Consider the following 20,025-nt stretch of genomic DNA (forward strand, 5'->3'; position numbering starts at 1 on the left):
ACCGACAGCCTACCGGCCATGCCGGCAGGTCCGAAGACCCCTCAGGGCCACCTCACCTTGACGCGGCTGCTCCACGCCCCGAGCCCGGCCGAGCTCTTCGCCGCGATCCGGAACCAGTACGTCGTACCGCCGACGAGGCGGCGTCGCGGGAGGAGCCAGGACGTCCGGGTGCCACGCTGGTCCTTGACCGTGCGCCACGGCCCGGACTTCTTCGTCGCGAGCCGCACCACGTAGTCGGTGATGCGCGCGTCACTGGTCCCGCGCGGCGGCTTCCACGTCAGCGTGATCCCCTTCTTGCCCGCGACCGCCTTGAGTGACCTCGGCGCCGACGGGCTCGAGGGCGTGGGCGGCGCGATGACGGGAGGCGGGGCGACCGTCGGAGTCGTCGCGGGGGTGGAGGTCGGGGCAACGGTCGGGGTCGCCGTGGGCGTCGCGGTGGGGCTGGACGTCGGGGTCGGGGTGGGGGTCGGGGTGGGGGTCGGGGTCGGGGTGGGCGTCGGGGTCCCCGCGCCCGGCACGACCCGGACCCGCTCGCTCCACCACCCGCCGCCGGCGCTGTTGAGCGCCCTGACCTGGACCCAGTAGGCCTCGCCCTCGTCGAGGTCCGTGATCGTGTACGTCGGGCCCTGCGCGAGGCCGGACATCGTCCACGAGCCGCTGTCGGGGCTGCGGCTCCAGCGCAGCACGTAGCCGGTCACCGAGCCGGCGCTCCCCGCGTCCGCGGGCAGCCACGAGACCACCGCGCTGCTCGGGCCGGGCGCGGCGGTGACGTCGCGCGGGACCGACGGTGCCCCGGCAGGAGGCGCGAACCCGAGGTCCTGGCGCACGGCCCCGCTCTCGAGGACGGTCAGCCGCGCCTCGCCGCCGGCCGGGAGGGTCGGCGGGTAGTCGAAGGACTGGGAGGTCAGGTCGTAGGTGCCCGGGCGGACCCGGTCGAAGCGGTATCGGCCGGTCTCGTCGGCGTCCGTCGAGGGGTCGTCGAACGCGGTGCGCATGCACGTGCCGTCCTCGGTGCCGGGCGCGGTGTCCGTCAGGCAGACGTCGGCGCCCCCGAGGCCCGGCTCCCCCGCGTCCTGCGCCCCGTCGCCGTCCCTGTCCGCGAAGGTGACCCCACTCACGGACCCGCGCAGGTCCCTCACCCCGATGGGCAGCGCGCTGACGCTCTGCCCGTTGACGGCGATCGTCACCGTCTGGCCCTGAGCGGCCGGAGTGGTGATGCGGAGGTTGGGGTCACCGCCGAGGGAGACCTGGACGACGTAGTCGTCGTCGACGAGCCCGCTCAGTGTGTAGGAGCCGTCGGCGTCGGGGTTGACGCAGTCGTCGGCCAGTGGGCCCTGGGCGCAGAGGTTGAGCCACACGCCATCGCCCGGACCGCCTTCTTCAGGATCCTTCACCCCGTCGCCGTCGGCATCGGCGAAGACCAGCCCGGCGATGCTGGACCGCCCCTCCACCAGGCCGAAGGCGACGTCGCCGGACGTGCTCCCGGCCGTGGCGGCGACGACGAAGTCCCCGCGCGTGGTGCGCCAGTACCCGTCGACCACCGGCGGGTGGACGGTGTAGACGCCGATGCCCAAGCCGGTGCGCTCGAAGGAGCCGTCCGCCCCGCTGACACCCAGGTCGTTGCCGCAGCCGGGACCGCCCGCGGTGGACATGCGGTAGCAGGTGGGGCTGATTCCGGGCATGCCGTCCTCGCCGGCATCCTGGACGCCGTCCCGGTCGAGGTCCTCGAAGACCACACCCCTGATCGAGGCGGGCCCGTCGGGATACTCCGAGGGCCAGGAGCGGGCCGCGTCCAGGCCGAAGTCGACCCCGGACCACCCGCTCTGCGGACCGACCTCCACCACGTGGGGCTGGAGCTCGGCAGGCCTGGTCTGCTGACGCATGCCGTAGAAGACGTCGTAGTTGCCCTGACCCACCATCCAGGTGCCCGGGGCGAGACCCTCGAACGAGTAGGACCCGTCGGCGCCGGTCTGCGTGGTGCGCCGGTCCAGCACCCGCCCCGCCGCGTCCACCCGGAACGCGAACACGTCGAGGTAGTCGCTCCAGACGGTGGGGCTCTGCACGCCCGGCTCCCCCGAGTCCTGGATGCCATTGCGGTTGGCGTCGATGTAGACCGTGCCGAGGACCGCGTTGCGGTCGAGAGGCTCGCGCGAGTCGGTGGCGACCGTCACGGAGGGCCCCCCGGTCGACTCGCGGTCGTCGGCGTCGAGCGCCTCGACCCGGAACGTGTACGACGTCGCACGCGTCAGCCCCGACACGACGTAGGTGCGCGGGGCAGCCGGCAGCGTCGCCACCACCTCGCCGTCGCGGAAGACCCGGTAGCCCGTGACCCCCTGGTCGTCGACGGCCGAGCTCCAGGTGAGCCGGAGACCGGTCGAGCTGACGTCGCTCGCGAGAAGGCTCGCCCCCGCAGGCCACGAAGGACCGGCCCCGGCGGTGGTCACCTCCACCGACGGACCGTCGTCCGACCAGTTGCCCGCGGCGTCGCCCGCCTCGACCCGGAAGGTGTAGGTGGTCTCCGCCGAGAGCCCGGAGACCACCAGCTCGCGTGGCGTCGCGGCGGTGGAGCCCACGAGTGTCGTACCGCGGTAGACGCGGTAGGCCGTCACCTCGGTGTCGTCGGTCGCGGCGCTCCAGGTCAACGTGACCTGTCCCGGACCCGATGCCTCTGCCTGAAGCGCGGCCTGGTCCGGCCAGCGGGGTGCGCACACGTCTGGCACCGGCGGGCTGACCGCGACGAGGTCGTGCGCGACGCCGTCCACGACGGCGCGGTGGTGGGTGGCGGTCCGCACGAAGTCGATGTCCGCGACCGGGTACGACGTGCTGGACACCACCGCACCGGTGTCGGTGCTGCGCAGGGTGACCTCCATCGAGGCCTGGCTGTTCTGCTCGACGAGCGCCAGGACCTCCCCGCACGGGCTGAACTGCCAGAACCCGGTGCCGGTCATGGTGCCCGAGGAGCGCTGCACACCGGCGTCGAGGTCGACCAGGCTCCACTGGACGGTCTGCTGGCCCGACCGGTAGGCGTAGAAGAACTCGTCGTCGTCGGGGCTGAAGCCGAAGCCCGCCTCGCCGAGCTCGTCGCCCTGCGAGGCGCCCACGTCGAAGACGTACGTCGTGTCGTGGCGCCGCGTGCCCGTGCGCGAGTCCCAGACCTGGGTGCGCACGGTGTTGCTGGTGCCGTCGAGCAGCCCGGTGTAGGCGAAGTACTCGCCGTGAGGGCTGAATCCCAGGCGGGCACCGTGCTCGGTGGTCGAGACCTGCACCACGGGCGACGCGGGCGTGGCGCTGGTCAGGTCGTGGAGGCGCACCTCGTGCAGCCCGTTGACGAGGCCTGTCACGACGAAGCGGTCCTGGTCGGGGCTGAACCCCCAGTGCGTCAGGGCGGTCGTCAGGCTGAGCACCAGGGAGCTGTCGCTGACTCGGCGAACCTCCACGGTGGTGGCGGGCGGTGCGCCCGAGACGCTGACCCGGTAGCGCGGAGCGGTCTGCGCGGACGACCCGTCGTCACCGATGAAGGGGTCCTCCGTGCCGGCTGGGGCGACGTAGGGGCCAGGTGTCGGGCATGCGCAGCTCGCGTCCCCGTCGTCCACCGTCGCGGGGGCGGCACTGGGGACGAGGATGCTGGCCAGCGCCAGCCCGAAGGCCGCGAGTGCGCGTGCCGGGAAGCCGCTCGGGACGATCATGGACGCATCACACCACCGAGCGGAGATGCTCGTCATCCGTGACATGACGTAGGTCTAGACAGCCGGACTGTCGATAGGTTGGCGCGGTGCGTGCACCTCTCCCCCTCTCCCGACGGACCACGATCACGACGGTCCTCCTGGTCCCCGCAGGTGCTGCCGCGTGCGACGTCGGATCTCCTGCCGAGGAGCCGTCGACCGCGCCGAGCACGCCACCCCGGGACGCCGACAGCGAGCTGGTGGCTTCAGTTCTTGCGGAGGTCGTGCGGGCGGAGTCGGTCATCGCAGCTGCTGCGGTCGCCGCCCCAGTCCTGGCGCGCCCGCTCGAGCTCCTCGCGACCGCCCACGCCGCTCACCGCACTCTCCTCGCCGAGGCAGCACCCGATGCTGCCTCGGACTCGCCGGCTCTGGCCGATCCTCCTGACGGGCGTGCAGCCGCGCTCCGCGCTGTCCGCAGGTCGGAGGCCACGCTGCAGCGCACCGCGATCGAGGCGTGCGTGGACGCCTCCAGCGGAGACCTCGCCCGGGTCCTGGCCAGCCTCAGCGCCTCGTCCTCGCAGCACCTCGCCGCGCTCGACGCCAATGCCGGGCGCGCATCGTGACGCCGGCGTCGGCCATGCAGGACGCCCTCCGGGCCGAGCACGCTGCGCTCTACGTCCACGGCGTCCTGGGTGCGCGCACCTCTGCCTCCGCCGAGCCGGAGCTGTTCGCCGCCATCACCGCCGCCTACCGCCGTCACCGCGCACGTCGCGACCGGCTGCGGACCTTCCTACGAGACGTCGGGGCCGAGCCGGTGCCCGCCGAGGTGGCCTACGAGAGCCCGGCGGGCCTGGGGTCCGCGGCCGGGGTCAGGTCGGCTGCAGCGGACCTCGAGCGGACCAGCGCCGAGGTGATGGCCGCGTTGGTGGCCCAGACCACGGCCGCGGTCCGTCGGTGGGCGGCCGCAGAGCTGGTGTGGTCGGCCACGTGGCATGTCGCCCTGGGTGAGGATCCCTCGACGTGGCCCGGAGCGCCCGAGCTGGAGGCACGGGCCGGAAACTGAACGGTGGCCCGCGTCAACGTGCTTGGGAAAGCCCCGAGACCCTTCCCAAGCACGGACGCGGACCACCTTGGGGGTTGGTCAGCATCACCCGTGTGGCCCGGCCTGTGGGGGAACCTGGCCACGTGCAAAATCATGCAACGGATCGAGGCGAAGGCCAAGTGTTATCGAGGTGCATGTTCTTGCAACACACAAACCTGCAGAAGTGGGGTGCCGCGAGTCAGCCGCGGACGATCCCGACCAGGTGCCCGGCGGCCTCCCCGACCGCCACCTCCTGCCTCTCACCGCTGGCCCGGTCGCGGACCTCGACGGTGCCGTCAGCAAGCCCGCGGCCGACCGTCACGATCGTCGGGACGCCGATCAGCTCGGCATCCTTGAACTTCACCCCGGGGCTCACCTTGCCGGCCCTGTCGTCGTACAGCACGTCGAGGCCCTGCTGCGACAGCGCCTCGGCGAGCTCGGCGGCCGCCGCGAAGACGGCCTCGTCCTTGCCGGCGGCGACGATGTGGACGTCGGCGGGGGCCACGTTGCGGGGCCAGCACAGCCCGATCTCGTCGAGGGTGCCCTCCGCGATCGCGGCGACGGCGCGCGAGGGCCCGATGCCGTAGGACCCCATGGTGACGGTGACGAGCTTGCCGTTCTCGTCGAGGACCTGAAGCCCCAGCGCGTCGGCGAACTTGCGGCCCAGCTGGAAGATGTGGCCCATCTCGATGCCGCGCGCGGCCTCGAGGATGCCGTCTCCGCGCGGGCACGGGTCGCCCGCTCGCACCTCCGCGGCCTCGATCGTTCCGTCGGGGGTGAAGTCGCGGCCGACGGTGAGGTCGAGCACGTGGCGACCGGGCTCGTTGGCGCCGGTCACCCAGCGCGTCCCCTCCACGATCCGCGGGTCGACGAGGAAGCGGATGCCGGACGAGCCCTTCTCCCCGAGAACGCCGGGACCGATGTAGCCCTTCACGAGGTCGGGGTACTTCGCGAAGTCCTCCTCGTTGAACGGCCGGAACTCCGCGGGGTAGAGCGTCGCCTCGAGCCGCTTGGGGTCCACCTCACGATCGCCGGGGACGCCGATCGCCAGCGGCTCGCTGGTGCCGTCGAGCTGCGTGACAACCATCAGCACGTTCTTCAGCGTGTCCTCGGCCGCCCACGGACGGTCCTCGCGAGGGAACGAGCCGTTGAGCAGCTGGACCAGGGAGTCGATGGTGGGCGTGTCGGGCGTGTCCTCCACGTGTGCGTCGGGCGCGTCGTCGTAGGGCACCGGCGCCGGCGACGGCGTCTCCACGGCCTCGACGTTGGCGGCGAACCCGCAGGCGGGACAGGTGACGTAGGTGTCCTCACCGACCGCGGCCTTGGCGAGGAACTCCTCCGACTTGGAGCCTCCCATCGCGCCCGCGTGCGCGCGCACGATGACGTACTCGAAGCCGAGCTTGTCGAAGATGCGGATGTAGGCCTCGCGGTGCGAGGCGTACGACGCGTCCAGCCCGGCGTCGTCGACGTCGAAGGAGTAGGAGTCCTTCATGATGAACTCGCGCCCGCGCAGCAGCCCGGCGCGCGGGCGTGCCTCGTCGCGGTACTTCGTCTGGATCTGGTAGATCGAGAGCGGCAGGTCCTTGTAGGAGGAGTAGAGGTCCTTCACCAGGAGGGTGAACATCTCCTCGTGGGTCGGGCCGAGGAGGTAGTCGCCGCCCTTGCGGTCCTGGAGCCGGAAGATGTTGTCGCCGTACTCGGTCCACCGGTTCGTCGCCTCGTAGGGCTCGCGGGGCAGCAGCGCCGGGAACGACAGCTCCTGCGCGCCGATGGCGTCCATCTCCTCGCGGATGACGTTCTCGATGCGCCGCAGCACGCGCAGCCCCAGCGGCAGCCAGGTGTAGATGCCCGGCGCGTTGCGACGGATGTAGCCCGCCCGGACCAGCAGCCGGTGGCTGGGGACCTCGGCGTCGTTGGGGTCGTCACGCAGCGTGCGCACGAACAGGGAGGACATCCGCAAGATCATGGGGAGAGGGTACGGCGACCGCGGCGGCAGCGGCGACGGTGTTCCCCCGCGTCAGCCTCGCGCAGCGCGCAGGGCTGCCCTGACCATCGGGATCTGGAGGGGCAGACGGGCGAACGCCGCGGTCTTCAGGCCGGTACGGCGACTGTCCTTGAGGTCGGCCGCCATCTTGAGGTTGGCGGGATAGACGGCCAGGAGCAGGGCCGCACTGGCCCACCCTGCGGCCCTGCGGGTGCGGGGGTGGAGGAGGCCCGCGGCACAGAGCAGCTCGGCCACCCCGCTGGCCAGGATCACCTCGCGGTGGGCCGGGACGACTGCCGGCATGATCGGCTCGAACGTCTCCGGCCTCACCAGGTGGACCGTGCCGGAGACCGTGAAGAGCCCTGCCAGGGCGGTGACGTCCTTGTGCATGCGCTGGAGGGTAGCGGCACGCGCCAGGGGCGTCCGGGTCAGGCGCCGAGCACGGTGAAGGACGCGGCGGTGGCAGCCAGCACGGGCTCCCGCGCAGCCTGGTCACGAGCCGCCAGCAACGCCTCACCGAGGCCGGAGCCCTCGCGCAGCCCGCGGTGGAGGGCGACCATCACTTCCACGGTGGCGGCATCGTCGACCTCCGCGAGGCTCGAGACCACTCCGGCAGTGCCCATCGACAGCAGCGCCGACGCCAGCCCGAGGAGCTCATGGGCACCCACCGGCTGCATCACGCCGGACTCGCAGGCGGAGAGCACCACCCGGTGCGGAGGGCGACGCAGCCGTTGCAGGTCGTGCACCACCAACGGGCCGTCGGCCATGTCGAGCGAGGAGAAGAGAGGACTGTCGCTCCGGAAGTGGCCGTGAGCGGCCACGTGCACCAGGTCTGCGCCCTCCAGCGCGGCCAGAGATGCCTCGACCGTCGCCCCCGAACCGGTCAGGATCCTGGCTCGGTCGTCCTGGGATGCCACCACCGGCACCTCGGCTCCACCCGAGGCCAGCCCAGGTCCGACGAGGAACACGCGCCGGGCGTCCTGTGGCCCCTGGGCCCCACGGGCCCGCAGCCAGAGTCGAGCCGACGGCGTGGTGGTGAAAGCCCGTCGTGCCAGGGCTGGCAGCAGTCCCCAGGGCACGTCCTGGAGAGTGCTCGGAGCACACACCACCACCCGATCGGCGCGGAGCTCGCGCACGGCTGGACCCAGCAGCGCTCTCTCGAGCCGGGCCCCTGCCATCTCCAGGCGCGAGCTGCTGGCGCCGCGGACTGTCTGCCGGAGGGCGAACCGGGCGAAGTCCACCGCGGCACGGGCAGCACTCGCCCCACCGACGGCATGCTGGCGGACCCGGCCGTGCCCGGCGACGAGCACGTGCAGGTGGCCCTCGACCTCGAGCAGCTCCAACAGCACCGCATCGTCCTGTGCCAGGGCAGCGAGCAAGGCATCCGCGGAGAAGTACGACGACGTGGTCCCGGTTCCTCGCTCCTGGATCAACCGTTCACGGACGGCTCGTTCGAGCCTGGGGGTCCGTTGCTCCAGGCGCTCGGTGGACTCTCCTTCTGCCCGGGCCTGGGCCAGCCGCCGGTGGTGCGCACGCAGGGCGGCCAGGTCAGCACCGGTGGCCGCGTCGTGGTCCTGGGTGGCTGGCGGCAGGGTGAGCGCGGTGGCACGCCACCGCTCGGCCCATCGCAGCAGGCTCCGTGGGCGGCGGGAGTCCAGCGCCGTGCGGGTCGCCAGTGCAGCGAGCTCTGCCCCCTGACCTGACACCAACGCCCGGAGCTCGTGGCTCCCCAGGGACGCCTGGTGGTCGTCGAGTGCCTGGAGACCGCGGCCGCACGCCCTCAGCACCCCCGTGCTGTTCCCGGCGCGCTCCCGACGTCGCGCGAGGGCCAGCCAACCGAGCGCCCGGGTCGTGGGCACAGCGGAGTGTCGATGCTCGGCGGCCTCGGCCAGCCACGCGTCCGCCAAGCCCGCCGCACGTGCCGAGCGAACACGCGAGGCGAGTCGGGCACCCAGCAGGAGTGCCTGCACGAGCTCGGGGGCACGCTCGCCGCGAGCCTCGTCGACGAGTGCCTCCACTCGCACGAGAAGCGGCCCCGGAGGTTGCTCGTCCTCGGCGCGTGCCCAGATCGACAGCAGCAGCGCGCGCAGACCCCGGACGCGGCGGCCCTGGGAGCGCAGCATCCGGGCCGCCTCGTCGGCGCTCTCGCAAGCGCGAGCCAGGTCTCCGGACGCGAGCGCGGCCTCGGCGAGGGCCACCAGCAGGTCCGCTCGCTCGCGAGCCTGCACGGGACGGCCCGTCAGCGCCTGGTGGACCACGTCGAGGGCGTCGGCGGCCAGACCACCGGCGAGGTAGGCGACACAACGGTCGACGGCCAGGTCGGGGCTGGTGACGCCGATCCCCTCGAGCCGCGCGGCAGCATCGGCGTACCGGCTGAAGGCCAGGGGCAGGTCTCCGGCGAGGAAGGCCACGAAGCCCAGGTTGTGGATGGTGCCCGCGAGGTCGAAGGCGTTGCCCAGCTCCTCGTGGAGCGCACCGGAGGCCTCGAAGGCCCGCCCGGCCGCAGCGAGGTCTCCGAGTCCTGCTCGGGCATAGCCCTCGAGGTTGAGCGCCCGTGCCTCCCACACCGGGTCTCCGACCTCTGCGAAGACCTGCCCCGCGCGACGCAGGTCGAGGACGCTCTCCTCGAACCTTGACAGCAGGACGCTCAGCACCCACGCCCGGCGGACCAGCACCGTCGCGCGTCGGACTCCGTCCAGCTCCTCGATGGCACGGTCCAGCTGGACGAGCCCCTCGCTGGTGCGACCCGCGGTTGCCAGCGACGCACCCCACGTCGCCCGTACGTCGGCGACCCGCTCGGACTCGCCCGTGGACTTGGCCAGCCGCAGCGCCTCGCGCAGCTGCTCCAACGATGCGTCGGTCTCGCCCAGGTCACGCAGGACGATGCCGATCGTCTGGTGTGCCAGCGACGCCACCGCGGCGTCGTCGGTGGTCGCCAGGACCGTCTCGGCGCGCCTTCGCGCCCCTGCCGGGTCGGCGAACAGGGTGCGCAGCAGCTCCTCCGCGTCATCCCGGTCCACGATCCCATCCTTGCCGATCCCCCGGCGAGCCGTGCCGATTCCCTGTCCAGCGAAGCGGGGCAGCGCTAGCGTCGGGCACATGGCAGGCGATTGGAAGATCGGCAGTGACCAGCGGCGACGTACCACCGACCAGCTGCGGCAGTTCCGGAGAGCCAACGACGGCGCGGTGGCGTGGGACACCGAGGCCCCCGCCGACTTCACCTTCCTCTACCACCCCGATCGGGTGCTGGTGCGAGCCGAGCATGCCGATGAGTTCGAGGAGGCGGTCTCCCGGATCGACGGTTTGCTCAAGGACGCCCCGCAACGCGAGGCAGCGCTGCTCGACGGCGCGCTGCTTCGCTACACGCTGCCGCCCCGGGCGCGCGGCGAGAGCGTGGCGGAGGTGCTCGACCTGCTCGAGTCAGAGGGGGCGCTCACACCCGGACGTGTCTCCCCCGACCACTGGGTCCACGTCTCCCCGCAAGGAGGGAGCCTGTGCCCCGCCATCGAGCCCCTGGAGACCGGACTCACCAAGCCATGGCCGGCCGACTCCTGGCAGGAGCGGGGCGACGAGGTGAGCGTCGTCGTCGTCGACACCGGATGGCACCCACCGGCGGGCAGTGACCTCCGCACCCCTTGGCTGAAGGGAGTCGAGGGTGACGACGAGCACAACGGCCCCGACCTGCGTCAGTACGCCGGCCACGGCACCTTCATCGCCGGGGTGGTGCGGTGCATCGCTCCGCGCACCTCGATCTTCGTCGAGGGGTTCGCCGTCGACGGTCTCGGTGGAGGTGGTGTCCTGGAGTCCGACCTGGTGATCCAGCTCGAGGAGGCTCTCAAGCACGAGCCCCGGGTCATCAACCTCTCCGCCGGCTGTCGCACGCGACAGGACCTACCGCCGATCGCGCTCGATGTCTTCCACACCACACGGCTGCGCAGACGCGACTGCGTTCTCGTGGCGGCTGCGGGGAACGACTCCACGTCGGCGCCCTTCTGGCCGGCCGCCTTCGACTGGGCCGTCGGCGTCGGTTCCCTCGATCGCGACGGGCGCGTGTCGGCGTACTCCAACTTCGGCGTGTCCGCAGACGTCTATGCCCTGGGCCGCAACCTGGTCAACGCCTTCCCGGACGGCACCTTCGTGTGCCGGGAGACCCCGGACAAGGACGACGTCCGAGTGTTCAGCACCGGGATGGCGCGGTGGAGCGGCACGTCGTTCGCGGCTCCGGTGGTGGCGGGGCTGATAGCCCTGGAGATCTCCCTGAACGGGTCGAGTGCCCGTGACGCGGCCGACGCCGTGCTGGCGCGGTCGGTCTACGACTCCGACCCCGGGGTGGGTCCGATCCAGGTGCTGGGCCCGCCCTACTCCTGACCGGGCGCGCTCCTCGATCCCTGGAGCCGCACCCAGCTGCTGATCGAGCCCGAGTCCTCGTGGCGGACGCCGAACCTGACAGACCCGGCGACCCTCGTGTCGAGCACGAAGAAGCCCACCTCGTCGAGCCGGGTCGTCCACTCGCCACCCTCCGCCGTCTCGACGACGACCTCGACGGAGGCCAGGTCGCCCGGGAAGTCGAGCAGCTGGCCCCGCACCCGATCGGCGTCGATCTCGGTCTCCAGGACCCATCCGTGCAGCCCTGCGAAGTGGAGCACCCGGACGGTGGCGCCTCCCCTGACGCCGGCCGGCGCCTCGGTGGCCGAGTCGCGCACCAGCTGCATCAGCTCCAGCTCGATGTCGAGGTCGAGGTCGGCGGAGGCAACGGCAGCGATCATCCGCTCGACGAGGTCCGTCGGGGGCGGGTCGACCTCGTGCCACATCCTGCGCACGTCAGCGAGCACCCGGTCATCTCCGGTGGTCATGGCCGACCCTCCTTCGCCAGTGCGGCGCGCAGCTTGTCCAGGCACCTGGCCCGGGTCGGCCCGATGCTGCCCACGGGCATGTCGAGCTCCCGCCCCAGCGAGGCGTAGTCGGGTCTGTCGAGGAAGGCGATGACGCTGACGAGCCTGCGACAGCGCTCGTCCAGGCCGGACACCGCCTTCCACAGGCGTGAGCCCTCGTCGTCGAGGACGGCCAGCGCCTCGGCGGAGTCGACGTCGGGCAGCCATGTGGCGAGCGCTTCGCCCTCGACCGGCTGCGAACGACGGGCGTGTCCGAGGTGGCGGGCCGCGTCGCGCCTGGCTGAGGTGATCAGCCAGGCGGCGACGGCCCCCGGTTCCACGATGGTCTGGTGCGACCGGACGAATCCCAACCACGTCGTCTGGACGATGTCCTCAGACGTCTGCCGGTCGTGCCCGTAGGACCGCACCACGTGCCAGAGCACGGGAGTCATCACCCGGACGAGCTCGTCCACGGCTGCCGCGTCCCCCTGACGCCATGCCGAGAACGCCCCCTTGGCTGCGTCCCACGGTGACTCCTCGAGTCGCCCCCCAGCGACTCCACGGTGCTCCGTCATGACCACCATTGTCCCCATGCCATCTCAGGAGTGGGCAGCACCTCTCCTGATACGTCGGCCTTGAAACCGCCCCCAGTGGTCCAGACCAGCACGAGGCGGGTCAGAACATCAGGGTGGACAGCGTCGCGGTCTGGACGAACCCGACCCTGCCGTAGGCCGCCCGGGCCGCGGTGTTCCACTCGTTGACGTACAGCGAGACGACGGGCGCGATCCCGCCGGCGATCACCTGGTGCACCACGGCCGCCATCCCCGGACCCGCCAGGCCCTCTCCCCTGCGGTCCGGGCGCACCCACACGCCCTGCACCTGGGCGGCATGGGGCGAGACACAGGCGACCTCGGCCTTGAACACGACACCCTGGTCGTCGAAGCTCGCGAACGACCAGCCCTTGCTGATGAGCTGCTGGACGCGGGCTCGGTAGAGGTCGGCGCCGCCGCCCTCGGTCTCGGGCGTGACCCCCACCTCCTCGGTGTACATCGCGACGCAGGCCGGGTAGAGCCGCCCCATGTCGGAGGGAGCCGTCACGCGCACGTCCGGCGCGGGCGGGACCAGCGGAGGCTGCGCGATCTCCAGGTGGGGCTGGTTCCAGCGCTCCTCGCGAGGCACGCCCCAACGGCTGCCCACGGCCTCCCACAGGGCCACGACGGCCTCCTGCGGTCCCACGATGGTGCCGGTGCTCCGACGACGCTGCAACGCCGGCTCGGCGAAGGCACGCATGTCATGGGGGGTGCACTGGACGGGCACCAGGTTGGCGGCCATGTGGCAGGCAGCGACGAGGTCGTCCCCCTCGAACCGCCCCCAGACCTGTCCCCCGAGCCAGCGCTCGTCGAGGCTCGTGAGCCGTGCGCGATGGTCGGCGAAGACGTTGACCACCGGGTCGAGGTTGGCGAGGGCGAGGAACTGGTCCCGGTCGGCCGGGCCCAGGACGCGCACCTGCTCACGGGTCCTCAGCACGCAGCGAGCCTAACCTCAGGTGATGCTCACGACGGGCTCGCTGCCCTCGATCGGCTCCATCCCCTCGGCGAGACGCAAGGCCTCCTCGATGAGGGTCTCGACGATCTGCGACTCCGGCACGGTCTTGATCACCTCGCCCTTGACGAAGATCTGACCCTTGCCGTTGCCGGAGGCGACCCCGAGGTCGGCCTCGCGGGCCTCCCCCGGCCCGTTGACGACACAGCCCATGACCGCCACCCTGAGCGGCACCTCGAGACCGTCGAGACCGGCGGTGACCTCCTCGGCGAGCTTGTAGACGTCGACCTGGGCGCGACCGCACGAGGGGCAGGAGACGATCTCGAGGCGACGAGGCTTGAGGTTCAACGACTCCAGGATCTGGAGGCCGACCTTGACCTCCTCGACCGGCGGGGCACTGAGCGAGACCCGGATGGTGTCGCCGATGCCCTGGCTGAGCAGGTGGCCGAACGCGACCGCCGACTTGATCGTGCCCTGGAAGGCCGGACCTGCTTCGGTCACCCCGAGGTGCAGCGGCCAGTCGCCGGCCGCTGCGAGCAGCTCGTAGGCGCGCACCATGACGACCGGGTCGTTGTGCTTGACCGAGATCTTGAAGTCGTGGAAGCCGTGCTCCTCGAAGAGGCTCGCCTCCCACACCGCGCTCTCGACCAGCGCCTCGGGCGTGGCCTTGCCGTACTTCTCCAGGAGCCGCTTGTCGAGCGATCCGGCGTTGACGCCGATCCGGATGGAGGTCCCGCGGTCCTTGGCGGCCCGGGCGATCTCCTTCACCTGGTCGTCGAACTTGCGGATGTTGCCGGGATTGACGCGTACGGCAGCGCAGCCGGCGTCGATGGCCGCGAAGACGTACTTGGGCTGGAAGTGGATGTCGGCGATCACAGGGATCTGCGAGTGCTGCGCGATCTCGGGCAGCGCGTCCGCGTCGTCCTGGCTCGGGCACGCCACCCGCACGATGTCGCACCCTGTCGCGGTCAGCTCGGCGATTTGCTGGAGCGTGGCGTTGACGTCGGAGGTGAGGGTCGTGGTCATCGACTGGACCGAGATCGGGCTCTCGCTCCCCACCCCGACCGAACCGACCTTGATCTGGCGTGTCGCCCGGCGCGGGGCCAGGACGGGCGGAGGAAGTGCGGGCATGCCGAGGCCGACGGAGGTCATGCCGCAATCCTAGGGGCGGGCCGCAGCGGCTGCGTCAGCCGGCGAGGTGGAGCGGCACGATCAGGTCGCCCAGGATCAGCACGACCCCCATCACCAGCATCGCGAGCCCGACGACATAGGCCACCGGCAGCAGCTTGGCCACGTCGACGTGCCCGGGATCAGGCCGTCCGAACAGTCGGGCCAGGCCGCGACGCAGGGCCTCGAACAGCGCCCCGGCGATGTGGCCACCGTCCAGCGGGAGAAGCGGGACGAAGTTGAACATCCCGATGAAGAAGTTGAAGGAGGCGATCAGGGTCAGGAGGAAGAGCAGCCGGTCGGTGACGTCGACGGACGTGTCGGACGCCGCCTCACCCGCGAACCTGCCGCCGCCGACAATGCTCACCGGGCTGTCGATCGCCCGCTCCTCGAGGCCCAGGATGGCCTGGCCGACGTCGTAGACCTTGAGCGGCAGGGTGCCGAGGGCCTGGACGGTGTCGACCGTCATGTGGCCCATCTGCTCCAGGGTGAAGAGGACGCCGCCGGTCTCGGTCACGATGCGCGTGCGCGGGGACACCCCGAGGAACCCGACCTGGCGCAGGGTGGCGTCGTCGGCGGAGGTGGGGCGGGCCGTCACCGTGGTGTTGGTCGTCACCTCCGTGGGCTTGCCGTCGCGCACCAGGCCGATGACCGCGCGGCCGTCGTCGTTGGCGCGGATCAGCTCCTGGAGCTGCGACCACTCCTCGATCTCCGTGCCGTTGAGCGAGACGATCCGGTCGCCGACCCTGATCCCCGAGGCGCGCGCCGGGGCGACCGGGTCGTCCTCGGTGCACTCGCGACCGCTCTCCGAGGCGGGTACGACGCAGTCGGCGACGTAGTCGACCACCGGCTGCCCCGGGACCGCTTCCTGGGTCTTGATGCCGACGGTGGCGAAGATCCCGAGGAAGATGAGGAACGCGATGGTGATGTTGACGGTCGGACCACCCGCCATCACGATCACCTTCTGCCACCACGGCAGGCGGTAGAAGAGCTTGTCGGCGTCGTGCTCCTTGACGTACTCCCACTCCGCCGCACGCGCGTCGGAGATGAGCTGGGTGAACATGCCGGTGTTGGAGCGGCGCACCCGGTGGACCGGCTCGCCGTCCTCGTCGTAGGTGGTCTCCTCCACCAGCTCCTCGGCCCCTGGCGGGAGCATGCCGACGATCTTCACGTAGCCGCCGAGCGGGATCGCCTTGACGCCGTACTCGGTCTCACCGATCTGCCTGCTCCACACCGTGGGCCCGAAGCCGATGAACCACTGCGGGACCTTGGCGCCGAACTTCTTCGCCGGGACCAGGTGGCCGAGCTCGTGGAGACCGATCGAGACCAGGATCGCCAGCACGAACGCCAGCACGCCGAGCGTGTAGAGGAGCGCGGTCATGCCGGAAGGTCCTTGTCGATGAGTCGGGCGGCCTCTGCGCGCGCCCAGGCGTCTGCGGCCAGGACGGTGTCCACGGAGAGGTGCTCAACGGAGCCTACGCCGTGACTGGTCAGCACGTCGGCGATCGTCGCGACGATCCCGGGGAAGTCGAGGCGGCCGTCGTGGAAGGCCTCGACGCACACCTCGTTGGACGCGTTGTAGACCGCAGGGGCCGTCCCCCCGCGCTCTCCTGCCTCGCGGGCGAGGCGCACCGCGGGGAACACCTCGTCGTCGAGGGGCTCGAAGCGCCAGTCGGCTGCCTTCGTCCAGTCGATGGGGGTCTCCGCGTCGGGCACCCGGTCCGGCCACCCCATGCCGAGCGAGATCGGCACCAGCATGGTCGGCAGCCCGAGCTGCGCCACCACGGCACCGTCGACGAACTCGACCATCGAGTGGATCAGCTGCTGGGGGTGGACGACCACGTCGATCCGGTCGAACGGGACGTCGAAGAGCAGGTGGGCCTCGATCACCTCGAGGCCCTTGTTGACGAGCGTCGCGGAGTTGGTGGTGATGACCTTGCCCATGGCGAAGTTGGGATGGGCGAGGGCCTCCTGGGGCGACACCGCCGCGAGCTCACCACTGCTGCGGCCCCGGAACGGCCCACCGGAGGCGGTGAGGACGAGACGTCGTACCTCAGCGGCAGAGCCGGCCCGCAGGCTCTGCGCGATGGCGCTGTGCTCGGAGTCGACGGGGACGATCTGCCCGGGCCGGGCCAGGTCCTTGACCAGGGGACCGCCGATGATGAGGGACTCCTTGTTGGCCAGCGCCAGCGTGGTGCCGGCCTTGAGCGCCGCCAGCGTCGGGCGCAGACCCACCGCCCCGGTGATGCCGTTGAGCACGACGTCGCACCCGAGGCTCGCTGCCTCGATGGAGGCCTCCTCGCCCAGACCGGAGAAGGCCGGGGCGAACTCCGCGACCTGGGAGTCGAAGAGGCCGGGGTTGGAGCCGCCGGCCGTCAGCCCGACCACGCGGAACCGATCGGGGTTGGCACGCACGAGGTCGAGGGCCTGCGTCCCGATCGAGCCGGTCGAGCCGAGGATCACGATGTCGCGCGCAGTCACCGCCCAAGTGTGTCAGGACGCGACTGCGAGCACGAACCTCAGCGCGTCTGCTGCTCCATCAGAGCGAGGAGGATCTGCTGCATCTCGTCGGCGCTGACCTCGGGGCGGTGCTGCTCACCGATCTCGTCGGCCGGGATCTGCTGGGGGCGGCGCTGTGCCAGCGTCGGCTTCCTCGAGATCGTCTCGCCCATGTACGGGAGTCTAGGCGCCACGAGGTCGTCCCGCGAAATGGATGTCACCTGCGTCCTCCCGGCTTCATCGCTCGGTCGGCCCTGCCTCCTGGAGGACGATCGTCGCCCCCTCGAGCAGCGGTTCGAAGAGTTGAGAGTCCTGCGCGGGCAGGGATCCCGGGCCGTCCGCGAGCACCTCGACCACGGCCGCCGGGTCGGTACGACCGGCTCGCATCGCCACGTCCCACGCAAGCTCCTGGCCGTCCGCGGCCACCACGGTGCCGGACTCCTCGGAGCACCTGAGGACGACGGGGGTCCCGGGGGCGGTGCCCTCGACGTGCCGGGCCCCGATCCGGGCACAGGCGAGCACCGCGATCACCGCGTCGGGCGTCTCGGGGAGGTCGATGCCCACCGTGTCGTCCGGCGCGACGCCGAAGGCACGCAGCACTCCCCCGAGGGCGGCGACCTCGGTCAGGAGCTCGGCGTAGGTCATCGTGTGCCTGCTGCCGTCGGCGCGCTCGTGCACCAGCGCAGGGTCGTCGGCGCCGCCACGGACGACGTGCATGTCCAGGGCACGGAAGCAGGCGTTGTGCACGGCACTGCGCGACTCGGGCATGCTCAACCGAGTCCGTTGGCGCTGGTCGAGGCGGGCTTCGCCGGGGTCCGGAGCCACGCAGCGAAGAACCCCGTCAGGTCCTGGCCGCTGATGCGGGCGGCCAGCTCCTCGAACTCCTCCGAGGTGGCGTTGCCACCGCCCTGCTCGGCGATCCAGGTGCGCAGCAGCCTCCAGAAGACCTCGTCGCCCACGCGGTTGCGCAGGGCCTGGAGGGTCATCGCACCGCGGTCGTAGACCGCGCCGGAGAACAGGTTGTCCGGCCCCGGGTCCCCCACCGTGACGGACCAGAAGGTCGAGCTGGCCGGGGTGGCCGCGTGCGCGGACTCCAGGATCTCGGCGCCGGTGCGGCCGCCGGTGCGCTCCTCCCACCGCCACTCCATGAAGGTGGCGAAACCCTCGTTGATCCAGATGTCGCGCCAGCGCGCCACGGCCACGTGGTCGCCGAACCACTGGTGGGCGAGCTCGTGCACGACGAGCCAGACGGCTCCGGCCCCCACGGCCGGATAGATCGGCCGCGTCTGGTTCTCCAGCGCGAAGCCCGGCTGGAGCGACGTGGTCAGGCCGCCGGTGACGGAGAAGGGGTATGGGCCGAGGTCGTCCTCGAGCCGGTCGATCACCTGCGGAGTGCGTCGCATCAGCTTCATCGAGGCGCGCTGGTCGGCTGGGTGGAGGCGCCGCGACACCGCGACCAGCCACGGCAACCCGTCGTGCGAGCCCTTGGCGATGGTGAAGTCGCCGGCCGCGAAGAACGCGAGGTAGGGCGCCATCGGCTCGGCGGCGCTCCAGCGCCACGTCGTGGTCTCGCCCCGGGAGCGACGCCAGTCGAGGCGACCGTTGCCGACGACCTGCTTGCCTCGGGGCACCGTGATCTCCATGGTGACCAACGCCTTGTCGGAGGGGTGGTCGTTGACGGGGAACCACCACGGCGCCATGTGAGGCTCGTTCATCGTCACGACCTCGTGGCGGTTTGCGAGCCAGTTGCGTTCGCCGGCATAGCGCTCGGTGTCGGGCTTGCCGGCATAGTGCACGAGCACTCGGTGCAGGGATCCCGCGGGCAGCCCGGCGGCAGGGGTGATGCGCAGCTCGTGGCGCTGCGACTGGGAGTGTGGTGTCCTGACGCCGTCGACCCACACCTGCTTGACCGGGAGCAGGAAGTCCAGGGAGAAGCTGCTGAGCTCCTGGGTGGTCCGCAGCCTGATCACCGTGCTGCCCTCGAGCCGACGGGTGTCGAAGTCGTAGCGGTCACGGATCAGGTAGGACTGCACGTCGATGCCGCCGTTGCCGTCGAGCGGCCAGTAGGAGTCTCCGACGCCCCCGGCGCCATCCGCGGGCGCGTGCGCCTGCCCCGGGGCGGCCAGCAGGGCGACCCCCACTGCTGCCGCCGCGAGGGCGCGAGAGATGCGTCGGTGCTTCACCCACGCAATCTAGCCGCTGGGAAAACCCGTGGCGACACGTTCCACCGGAGCCCACAATGGTCTCGCCCCATCCGTGCCAGAGAGGAGCCGCGACATGTCGATCACTGTCCTCGGCCTGCCCGCCGACCACCTCTCATCCCCACGGAGCACCCTTGACCCGCGAATTTCCCCAGGAGTTCCTCACTCCTGACCACCACGACCCCCTCGACGGCATCGACGAGCGGTTCGTCTTCGACTTCACCTCCTACTCCGACGATCTCCCGCCCCACCAGCGCTGGTCGCGCTGGGACGACCTCGAGGCCCTCATGCGGGGCCCCGAGCCGCGCCCGGACTGGGTCGTGACGTCCAGCGGCGCCGTCGACACCGACCTCGGCGTCCTCAAGACGGGCAAGGAGGCCGACGTGTTCCTCGTCGATCGAGCCGACCCCCAGCATCCCGAGGCAGGCGTCGTGATGGCCGCCAAGCGCTACCGCGACACCGACCACCGCTCCTTCCACCGGGCTGCCGCCTACACCGAGGGGCGCTCGATGAAGCGCTCGCGCGACAACCGTGCGCTCAAGCGCAAGTCGACCTGGGGCCAGGTGGTGGCCGCCGGCGAGTGGGCGGCCTCCGAGTGGTCCGCGCTCAGGCGCTGCTGGGAGCTCGGCCTGCCGGTCCCCTACCCGGTCCAGATCGACGGCACCGAGATCATGATGGAGTGGATCACCCACGACGGGGACACCGCACCGCGACTGGCGCAGACCCGACCGTCCCGGCAGGTGCTGGAGGGCTATCTCGAGCAGCTGCGTGACTGCATGGCCACGCTGGTCCAGGCGGGGCTCGTCCACGGTGACCTGTCGCCGTACAACACCCTCGCGGCAGGTGACCGGCTCGTGATCATCGACCTGCCCCAGGTGGTCGACCTCGTGGGCAACCCCCAGGGCATGGACTTCCTGCTGCGCGACTGCACCAACATGGCGACCTGGTTCCGTGCGCGCGGTCTGGAGGTCGACGAGCACGTGCTGTTCGCGGACCTGATGGCGCACGCGTTCTGAGG

At 71.4% G+C, this 20,025-nt stretch carries 17 protein-coding genes; 4 read left to right on the forward strand and 13 right to left on the reverse strand.

Features of this window, described 5'->3' with window-relative positions; all coding sequences use genetic code 11:
- Positions 1-41: 41 nt before the first annotated feature.
- The gene (locus tag EXE58_RS00720) at positions 42-3,686 is read right to left on the reverse strand and encodes a fibronectin type III domain-containing protein (protein WP_167288587.1); all 3,645 of its coding nucleotides are present in this window, start codon (positions 3,684-3,686) and stop codon (positions 42-44) included.
- 86 nt (positions 3,687-3,772) lie between these two features.
- Between EXE58_RS00720 and EXE58_RS00725 the strand changes: the two genes are divergently transcribed.
- The gene (locus EXE58_RS00725) at positions 3,773-4,285 is read left to right on the forward strand and encodes a hypothetical protein (RefSeq protein ID WP_135266114.1); all 513 of its coding nucleotides are present in this window, start codon (positions 3,773-3,775) and stop codon (positions 4,283-4,285) included.
- Positions 4,282-4,725 carry a DUF4439 domain-containing protein gene (locus tag EXE58_RS00730; RefSeq protein ID WP_135266115.1) on the forward strand — a complete coding sequence of 148 codons (444 nt, stop codon included), beginning with the start codon at positions 4,282-4,284 and terminating at the stop codon, positions 4,723-4,725. The genes EXE58_RS00725 and EXE58_RS00730 overlap by 4 nt, the downstream gene beginning before the upstream one ends.
- A 217-nt stretch (positions 4,726-4,942) precedes the next feature.
- Here the strand turns inward: EXE58_RS00730 and EXE58_RS00735 are convergent, their stop codons facing one another.
- From EXE58_RS00735 to EXE58_RS00745, 3 genes are read right to left on the reverse strand one after another with little or no spacing between them, the layout of a single operon-like run.
- Complete coding sequence (locus tag EXE58_RS00735) at positions 4,943-6,709, reverse strand: proline--tRNA ligase (RefSeq protein ID WP_135266116.1); 1,767 nt, start codon at positions 6,707-6,709, stop codon at positions 4,943-4,945.
- Between the two features lie 51 nt (positions 6,710-6,760).
- Positions 6,761-7,117, reverse strand: coding sequence for a DoxX family protein (locus tag EXE58_RS00740; RefSeq protein ID WP_135266117.1), 357 nt, complete (start codon positions 7,115-7,117; stop codon positions 6,761-6,763).
- A 38-nt stretch (positions 7,118-7,155) separates the two neighbouring features.
- A complete protein-coding gene (locus tag EXE58_RS00745) occupies positions 7,156-9,747 on the reverse strand; it encodes a CHAT domain-containing protein (protein ID WP_167288588.1) in 2,592 nt (863 codons plus the stop codon).
- Positions 9,748-9,826: 79 nt separating this feature from the next.
- Here EXE58_RS00745 and EXE58_RS00750 point away from each other — a divergent pair, with 79 nt between their 5' ends.
- Positions 9,827-11,095: a S8 family peptidase gene (locus EXE58_RS00750; RefSeq protein ID WP_167288589.1), complete on the forward strand. Its 1,269-nt coding sequence runs from the start codon at positions 9,827-9,829 to the stop codon at positions 11,093-11,095.
- Here the strand turns inward: EXE58_RS00750 and EXE58_RS00755 are convergent.
- From EXE58_RS00755 to EXE58_RS00790, 9 genes are all read right to left on the reverse strand, one after another.
- Positions 11,086-11,580 carry a hypothetical protein gene (locus EXE58_RS00755; RefSeq protein WP_135266120.1) on the reverse strand — a complete coding sequence of 165 codons (495 nt, stop codon included), beginning with the start codon at positions 11,578-11,580 and terminating at the stop codon, positions 11,086-11,088. The genes EXE58_RS00750 and EXE58_RS00755 overlap by 10 nt on opposite strands.
- Positions 11,577-12,173 carry an RNA polymerase sigma factor gene (locus tag EXE58_RS00760; protein ID WP_167288590.1) on the reverse strand — a complete coding sequence of 199 codons (597 nt, stop codon included), beginning with the start codon at positions 12,171-12,173 and terminating at the stop codon, positions 11,577-11,579. The genes EXE58_RS00755 and EXE58_RS00760 overlap by 4 nt, the downstream gene beginning before the upstream one ends.
- Positions 12,174-12,273: 100 nt before the next feature.
- Positions 12,274-13,125, reverse strand: coding sequence for a GNAT family N-acetyltransferase (locus tag EXE58_RS00765; RefSeq protein ID WP_135266122.1), 852 nt, complete (start codon positions 13,123-13,125; stop codon positions 12,274-12,276).
- Positions 13,126-13,140: 15 nt separating this feature from the next.
- Positions 13,141-14,292, reverse strand: a complete 1,152-nt coding sequence (gene ispG, locus EXE58_RS00770) for a flavodoxin-dependent (E)-4-hydroxy-3-methylbut-2-enyl-diphosphate synthase (RefSeq protein WP_135266123.1) — start codon at positions 14,290-14,292, stop codon at positions 13,141-13,143.
- Between the two features lie 34 nt (positions 14,293-14,326).
- The gene (locus EXE58_RS00775; protein ID WP_135266124.1) at positions 14,327-15,688 is read right to left on the reverse strand and encodes a M50 family metallopeptidase; all 1,362 of its coding nucleotides are present in this window, start codon (positions 15,686-15,688) and stop codon (positions 14,327-14,329) included.
- Positions 15,685-16,788 carry a 1-deoxy-D-xylulose-5-phosphate reductoisomerase gene (gene dxr, locus EXE58_RS00780; protein WP_167288592.1) on the reverse strand — a complete coding sequence of 368 codons (1,104 nt, stop codon included), beginning with the start codon at positions 16,786-16,788 and terminating at the stop codon, positions 15,685-15,687. Before dxr ends, EXE58_RS00775 begins: the two co-directional genes overlap by 4 nt.
- A gap of 38 nt (positions 16,789-16,826) precedes the next feature.
- The gene (locus tag EXE58_RS19335; RefSeq protein ID WP_167288593.1) at positions 16,827-16,979 is read right to left on the reverse strand and encodes a hypothetical protein; all 153 of its coding nucleotides are present in this window, start codon (positions 16,977-16,979) and stop codon (positions 16,827-16,829) included.
- 64 nt (positions 16,980-17,043) lie between these two features.
- Entirely contained in the window at positions 17,044-17,574 is a 531-nt protein-coding gene (locus tag EXE58_RS00785) for an AMP-binding protein (protein ID WP_135266125.1), read from the reverse strand.
- A 2-nt stretch (positions 17,575-17,576) separates the two neighbouring features.
- Positions 17,577-18,989, reverse strand: a complete 1,413-nt coding sequence (locus EXE58_RS00790; protein ID WP_135266126.1) for a M1 family metallopeptidase — start codon at positions 18,987-18,989, stop codon at positions 17,577-17,579.
- A 152-nt stretch (positions 18,990-19,141) separates the two neighbouring features.
- Here EXE58_RS00790 and EXE58_RS00795 point away from each other — a divergent pair, with 152 nt between their 5' ends.
- The gene (locus EXE58_RS00795; RefSeq protein ID WP_244242364.1) at positions 19,142-20,023 is read left to right on the forward strand and encodes a serine protein kinase RIO; all 882 of its coding nucleotides are present in this window, start codon (positions 19,142-19,144) and stop codon (positions 20,021-20,023) included.
- Positions 20,024-20,025: the final 2 nt, after the last annotated feature.

Source organism: Nocardioides seonyuensis (assembly GCF_004683965.1).
In the GTDB taxonomy this organism is placed as follows: domain Bacteria; phylum Actinomycetota; class Actinomycetes; order Propionibacteriales; family Nocardioidaceae; genus Nocardioides; species Nocardioides seonyuensis.

Coding starts and splice junctions, on each gene's coding strand:
- EXE58_RS00720 (WP_167288587.1), bottom strand. CDS start 3,686: ATGATCGTCCCGAGCGGCTTCCCGGCACGCGCACTCGCGGCCTTCGGG.
- EXE58_RS00735 (WP_135266116.1), bottom strand. CDS start 6,709: ATGATCTTGCGGATGTCCTCCCTGTTCGTGCGCACGCTGCGTGACGAC.
- EXE58_RS00740 (WP_135266117.1), bottom strand. CDS start 7,117: ATGCACAAGGACGTCACCGCCCTGGCAGGGCTCTTCACGGTCTCCGGC.
- EXE58_RS00750 (WP_167288589.1), top strand. CDS start 9,827: ATGGCAGGCGATTGGAAGATCGGCAGTGACCAGCGGCGACGTACCACC.
- EXE58_RS00755 (WP_135266120.1), bottom strand. CDS start 11,580: ATGACCACCGGAGATGACCGGGTGCTCGCTGACGTGCGCAGGATGTGG.
- EXE58_RS00760 (WP_167288590.1), bottom strand. CDS start 12,173: ATGACGGAGCACCGTGGAGTCGCTGGGGGGCGACTCGAGGAGTCACCG.
- ispG (WP_135266123.1), bottom strand. CDS start 14,292: ATGACCTCCGTCGGCCTCGGCATGCCCGCACTTCCTCCGCCCGTCCTG.
- EXE58_RS00775 (WP_135266124.1), bottom strand. CDS start 15,688: ATGACCGCGCTCCTCTACACGCTCGGCGTGCTGGCGTTCGTGCTGGCG.
- EXE58_RS19335 (WP_167288593.1), bottom strand. CDS start 16,979: ATGGGCGAGACGATCTCGAGGAAGCCGACGCTGGCACAGCGCCGCCCC.
- EXE58_RS00785 (WP_135266125.1), bottom strand. CDS start 17,574: ATGCCCGAGTCGCGCAGTGCCGTGCACAACGCCTGCTTCCGTGCCCTG.